At 57.7% G+C, this 6,114-nt stretch carries 4 protein-coding genes and 3 pseudogenes; 1 reads left to right on the forward strand and 6 read right to left on the reverse strand.

Features of this window, described 5'->3' with window-relative positions; all coding sequences use genetic code 11:
• Window positions 1-149: 149 nt before the first annotated feature.
• From istB to AWB67_RS34010, 6 genes and pseudogenes are all read right to left on the reverse strand, one after another.
• Window positions 150-968 (reverse strand): IS21-like element helper ATPase IstB, encoded by an 819-nt coding sequence (gene istB, locus AWB67_RS33985; protein ID WP_087660364.1) that lies wholly within the window; start codon window positions 966-968, stop codon window positions 150-152.
• Window positions 965-1,753 (reverse strand): annotated as a pseudogene (locus AWB67_RS33990) (Mu transposase domain-containing protein); the annotation flags it as partial. The pseudogene AWB67_RS33990 and the gene istB, both read right to left, overlap by 4 nt.
• Before the next feature lie 104 nt (window positions 1,754-1,857).
• A complete protein-coding gene (locus AWB67_RS33995; protein WP_087660365.1) occupies window positions 1,858-2,853 on the reverse strand; it encodes a tyrosine-type recombinase/integrase in 996 nt (331 codons plus the stop codon).
• Window positions 2,846-3,787, reverse strand: coding sequence for a tyrosine-type recombinase/integrase (locus tag AWB67_RS34000; protein WP_087660366.1), 942 nt, complete (start codon window positions 3,785-3,787; stop codon window positions 2,846-2,848). The genes AWB67_RS33995 and AWB67_RS34000 overlap by 8 nt, the downstream gene beginning before the upstream one ends.
• Entirely contained in the window at window positions 3,784-5,025 is a 1,242-nt protein-coding gene (locus tag AWB67_RS34005) for a tyrosine-type recombinase/integrase (RefSeq protein ID WP_200822385.1), read from the reverse strand. Before AWB67_RS34005 ends, AWB67_RS34000 begins: the two co-directional genes overlap by 4 nt.
• A 121-nt stretch (window positions 5,026-5,146) precedes the next feature.
• Window positions 5,147-5,881 (reverse strand): annotated as a pseudogene (locus AWB67_RS34010) (IS21 family transposase); the annotation flags it as partial.
• 140 nt (window positions 5,882-6,021) lie between these two features.
• Here AWB67_RS34010 and AWB67_RS40140 point away from each other — a divergent pair.
• Window positions 6,022-6,114 (forward strand): annotated as a pseudogene (locus AWB67_RS40140) (hypothetical protein); the annotation flags it as partial.

The raw sequence follows: 6,114 nt of genomic DNA on the forward strand, positions 1-6,114 counted from the left end.
GTGATGCTCAAGATATACATCTACGGTTACCTGAACCGTATTCAATCCAGCCGTCGCCTTGAACGCGAGGCTCAGCGTGGATATCGTCAACTACGATGTCCGGTTGCACGACAACTACGATGGCCGTTCGACGGGGGTAATTGTCGCGGTCAATTGGCTATAGTTGTCGCTCCGTTTTGGTCGTCGGTGGGTAATTGACGCCGCCGCTCCTTCTGTTTGTCGTTGGCGTTGCGGCGCCGATAGCTTTCGACATTCAGCTCGAAGATCGTCGAGTGATGAACGAGGCGGTCTATGGCGGCGACGGTCATGCCGGGGTCAGGAAACACGTCATTCCAGCCCGAGAAGGGCTGATTGGCCGTTATGAGAAGACTTTTTCTTTCATATCTCTCGGCGATCAACTCAAACAGCACACTCGTCTCAGCCTGGTCCTTTCTGACGTACGACAGATCGTCCAAGATGATCAAATCGAAGCGATCGAGCTTGGCGAGTGCCGACGGCAATTGCAGGCTCTTTCGCGCTACCTGAAGCTTTTGCACCAACTCACTGGTGCGGGTGCACAGAACCCGATAGCCCGCGTCGATAAGAGCGTGTCCGATGGCGCTTCCAAGATGACTTTTTCCCCCGCCAGGCGGCCCGAACAGGAGAATCGTGGCACCTCGCTCGAGCCACGCATCGCCGGTGGCCAGTGCCATGACGTGTGCTTTCGAAACCATGGGCACGACGTTGAAGTCGAACGTGGCGAGGGTTTTGGTCAGATCCAATTGTGATTCGACGCGATGGCGTTCCAGTCTGCGTTTCGCCCGTTCAGCCAATTCATGCTCGAACAAAGCGCCCAACAGTTGCGATGCTTGCCAGCCTTCTTTGTCGGATCGTTGAGCGAAGTCAGACCACAGTCGACCAATTGTCGGCAGCCGCAATTCGTTGAGCATCAGTCCCATACTGCCGGTGTCGTAAGTCGGTGCGCTCATGCGAGCACCTCCTCGTCAAGCAACGCGTCGTAGATCGAGGCGTCGGGCATCTCGACCGACACAATGGGACATTCGGCTTGGCGCGGAGCGAATCGTGCGAAGAGCGCTTCCAAATCCGGCAGCTCGCCGAGTTCCAGCAGCACTTCAAGCCGCTGGGCTAGTTCTGCTTCGACGCCGTGATTGCCGGCGAGCTCCAGCAGCCCCACGATGACCTTGCACGCGTTACGCGGGCTCAGTGCTTGATCCAAACGCTCCCAGGTTCGGCGGTACGCCTCGCGCGGAAACAGATCGTCACGAAACACGAGGCCCCTGAAGGCCTGGGGTTTGCGTTTGAGGGACTCGATAAAATGTCGATAATTAATCGCACGCCCGCGACCTTCGCTCGTGCGCCAGACGCGCGTCATACTGTGCACGAGTGCTCCGGATAGATAGCAGTCAAGGCGGTCGCTGTAGAGCCGCACCTTCAGCCGATGTCCGATTAGACGCGATGGTGCACTGTAGAGACTGCCGTCGACCGTGAAGGTGCTACAGCGCGTCACGCGCGCCTCGTCTTCGACGAAATCAGTCGTACGGTGTTCAGGCAGATCCGTGAGGTATGTGCGCTCGACTTGGAACGCAGCGGCATTGCGCCGGTTGCGGCGCATCACCACGCCGCGCACAAACTCTTCGTAGGCTGGCTGATCATCGAAATCGCGATGACCACGTAACTCCAAAGCCTGATCGACTGCGTCCTTCAGGTAGCGATGCGAAGATTCCACGCTGCCGTTCTCGTGGTTATGGGCTCGAGCCCATAACCACGAGTATGGTGTGGTAAAAAATATGTGCTGCTAGATAACCAAGGAGGCCAAGGCAGCGTCTTTGTGGAAATCGAACAGCACATATTATTCGGTTACAAGGTACGGAGGAAGGTCAGCAGGTCGGGCTGATCGCGCCATTGCTTTTGTCCTTCGGCACCGCCTTCCACTTCGCACGTCGCCAGCGCCCGCGCCTTTGTTTCCAGATTGACCTCGGCATAGATATTGGTCGTCTCCAACGAAACGTGCCCAAGCCAGCCGCGTATCGTATTGATGTCGACACCGGCCTGGAGCAGTAGCGAGGCGGTCGTATGCCGAATCACATGTGGGTGCACATTCTTGCCGGCAATCGACGGCGCGTTGGCTACAGCACGGATAGTGCAGCGCTTGACCAATGCATGAATGCCGGAGCGCGTCACCGTCTGGTGGAATCGATTGAGGAACACCGGCGCGTCTGCGGCCCTCCCCTCGGACTGTGAGCGCAACGCATCGAGCGTGGATTTCCAGAGCGGGCAGCGGCGATGTCTGTTCCCCTTGCCGACGATGCTGACCGAGCGCGTGTGCCAGTCAACGTCGCGAATCTTGAGCTGCGCAGCTTCGCTTGCACGCGCTCCTGAGTTAAACATGAAGAGCAGTAACGCATGTTCGCGCTGCCCCTGCGCTGTATTGACGTCAGAGGCAGCGAGCAGGGCGTCCATTTCCTGCCTGCTAAGGTAGCTGATCTCCGGGCGACTGGTTCTCTTGACGGGAATCAGATGAATCTGTGCCCACCAGTCGACGTATTCCGGTGCATGTTCGCCGATGAAACGAGCCAGCGCGTGGATGCCGCCGAGCCGTTGGTTTCGTGTGCTGACCGTACAGTGGCGTTGTTCTTCCATGTGCGTCAGGAACAGGCGGACCATTTGCGCGGAGAGATCATCAACGGTCAGGCGGTCGATCCGCTTGTCGACCTTGGCGGCCAGATACGGAAGCAACAGCATGAGCATGTCGCGGTAACTTCTTTGCGTATTGATGGCAAGGTTACGTTCGCCCACCAGATACTCGATCAGGAAACGTCGGATCCACGGACCCAGCAGGGATGAGTTATTCATGTTGCACCTCAAGGACGTAAGTTTCAAAGCGCGTGCTCGCTGCATTCAGCAACTCGGGCGTCAGGGTAAGGTAGCGTTGGGTGCCCGCGAGATCGATGTGGCCGAGATAGGTGGCGAGCTGCGGCAACAACAGTTGCAAATCCGCGCCGCAGCGATACCAGGCGATTAGCCGGTGCACCGCGCCTGAGTGCCGCAAATCATGCAGCCTCGGCTGGCAGGACGCACCGCCTTCGCGTTGGATATTTGCCAGAGTGCGCTGTCGCTGAAAGGCTTTGCATACAGCTTTCTGGCTCAGGGGGCGACCATCGCGTAAGCAGAAGAACGGCGCAGCCGGTGCCTGCCCAAATCTCTGGTTGCGTTGCCGGGCATAAGCTTGCATTGCACTATTCAGATCTGCGCCTAGCGGAACCAGCCTCGATCTGTAGAATTTGCTCTCGCGCACGTGCAGGACGGCTTCGTCGAGATCGACGTCCTGCATGGTTAGCCGCAAGGCTTCGCCATGGCGGAGGCAAGCGCCGTACAGAATCAGAATGAGTGCACGCAAAACGTATGCATCCAGCAGACCGTATGGACTGCATGCCGCCGACGCCACGTCGAGCAGGCGCTTTAATTCCTGCTGCGAATAGATATAGGGTATCAGCGGTGGCGGCAATTTCGGACTGTAGCGTGGAAGTGGAGAAGCCGTGACATACCCACGCGAGAGGGCGAAACGAAACAGGCAGTCAAGTACTGACCTTCTCTTACCCCAATGGTTGGTCAGAGGCCTATTGCCAGTCAGGAAGTCGTGTACCTGTTCGGCTGTGACCGACTCCACATCAATGTCGCCATCAAGCCGGTGGCAAAATGAGGCAAGCGTGGCCGCCTCAGAATTGAAGCGCATGCCCAACGCACGTTTGTGGCTAACGTATTGGGCGACAAGTTCGGAGAGCTTCATAGCAGACTCCCCAGATCGATTTCGGCCACACACCGCAGTCCTGTCAGGTCAACCTTCGCATAGGCTCTCGTCGACGAAGCGCTGCGATGGCCGAGATGGTCCCCGATCTCCTTCAGGGCAAAGCCAGCGTCGAGTAAATGCCGGGCGTTGGCGTGCCTCAGGCAATGTGCGCCACGTCGCGGGATATCGATACCAAGCGTCGCGAGACGCGAGCGGACAATGCTACTTACGCGTCCGGGTGATAGCGGTCGGATCGGTGCCTCGACAGACAAGAACAGCTCGCGATGGGCGCTTCGTGGACGCGCTTCCTTCAGGTACCGCACAATGGCGTTTCCAACTGTCGCCACCAGCGGGTATTGCTGTGTGCAACGTTGCTTGGGACGATTGACATGAAGGATCTCGCCGCACCAGTCTATATCCTCCAGGCGGAGCCGTACCACCTCGCCGCGCCTCAGTCCGTAGACAACCAGCAGCAGGATCATCGCACGGTTGCGTAGATCGATAGTGCTCTCGCCGACAAAGCTGGCGACGAATCTTTGCACATCCTCCCAATTCGGCCCGAGCGGCAACCCCTCCTCTCTATACACCACTGGTGCTTCAATGCCCGATGCAACGTTAGTAGCCCACCCTTGTCCTTCTGCGTACCGGAAGAAGTTGCGCAGCGTGCTCGCAAGCGCGTGCAATGAAGCTCTGCTCCAGCCGCGGTTACCTTGATACGCGAGGTAGGTGTCGACATCGTGGATAGTGAGAGCATCAAGTGCCCTGTCAGGGCGACAGACCATTGCCAGAAAACGACCGATCTCATCACGACAGGTTGAAATCGTAGCAGGAGAAAGTCCTCGCTGGTCACGCATGAAATCGACGTAGTACTCGATATAGCGAAAAAATGGTTCTCTCGTGGGATGCCGTTCCTCCAGACACCCCAGAAAGCGCAGCCACACCGTGGCGGTATGGATGAACAGAAGCCGCGAGCTGCGGGACTCGTTCGTGCGCTCACTTCGGAGAAGTCGAATCCGATGGTCAACCGCAAACGCGATTTCCTCGTGCGTTATTAACCGCGGGTGGGACAGATCCATGCTCTGTGAAAAAACCAGCAGGATCCACGCGATCTTGCGGATCGACTTGGGCGGATAACCCAGTTCCTGACAATTTACGAGGAAGCGCTTCCTGGATTCCACGCAGGGCGCGAGAGTGTGGGCAGCAAGAGCATGCGGACGCGTAAAGAGAGTCTCAAACATGATATTCCCCCAATGTTGATTAGTGGAATATCAGTATCAGCCTGAAATTATGTCGTCATGGACGCGACAACCTGGTAGGCAACACAGGGGTCATTGAGGGACACCGCGACATATTTTTTACACCATACTCGTGGCCCAGGCCACGATTGTTGCGCGTGCCTTCCATGCCGTAGTGCTCAAGCAATGCCGCATAGCGAACCGTAAAGTCCTCCTTCTCCTGAAGGTTCTTGAAAGCGGCTGACAGACTGTCGGAACGGTGCTCGCTGGGACAGCCGCCCGCCTGCCATAGAGCGTTCTGCAACCCTGCTGCCAGTGCCTGGAAGCTCTCTCCGCCGTCAACAACGCTGGCGTATTCCCAGCGTGAGAACGCCAGCACAAAGTGATAGAGCAAATGTCCGAATGCAACACCGGCGATCGTTACACCCAGCTCCTCCATGTGCGTGAAGTCCGACAATCCTCGCACGCCGGGCTGGTAGGTTTGAGGGAAGAACACCTCCTTGCTGGGCCCTTCGAGCGCGCGCCATTGGCCGATATGCCGTTCAAGCGTGCGACGCATACTGTCGGGGAACCGATCAGCATGGACTTCTTGCAACTGGCGCAGAAGGGTGATGGCTTTGAGTTTCGGCGAACAGCGTAGTAACGGCACGATTTCGCTATCCCAAACTTCGGCAAAGGGATTTGCGCGCGTGCGCCATTCACGTTCTGGCTTCTGCGAGGGCAGCGTCGCCGCTTTGGATACGCGACGCGCCGTGCGCACGCTCATGCCAGCTTTCGCGGCGGCAACTTCCTGTGTGTGATCCTTGCGCTTGGTCATGTAGAGATGAACCTGCCGATCGGTGATGTGGGTTCCAGACATTGGCGGACTGCTCATTAGCTGCAGTCGACCATCCTATTCCCCGCCGAGTCAGCGCTGCCGGTGGCTCGTCGTCTACGACGGCTACGCCGCCTTTGACACCTCACCACCGGCCATCATAGTTGTCGCAAAAGCGGACTTCTCAATTGTCGCGCACCACTCAGCGCAACGTCGAACTGATGTGGCTTACGGGCCGCCTCGCGCCGGACTTCAAGACCATTGCGCGGTTCCGTAAA

This window comes from Caballeronia terrestris, from assembly GCF_001544515.1.
GTDB classification, from domain to species: Bacteria; Pseudomonadota; Gammaproteobacteria; order Burkholderiales; family Burkholderiaceae; genus Caballeronia; species Caballeronia terrestris.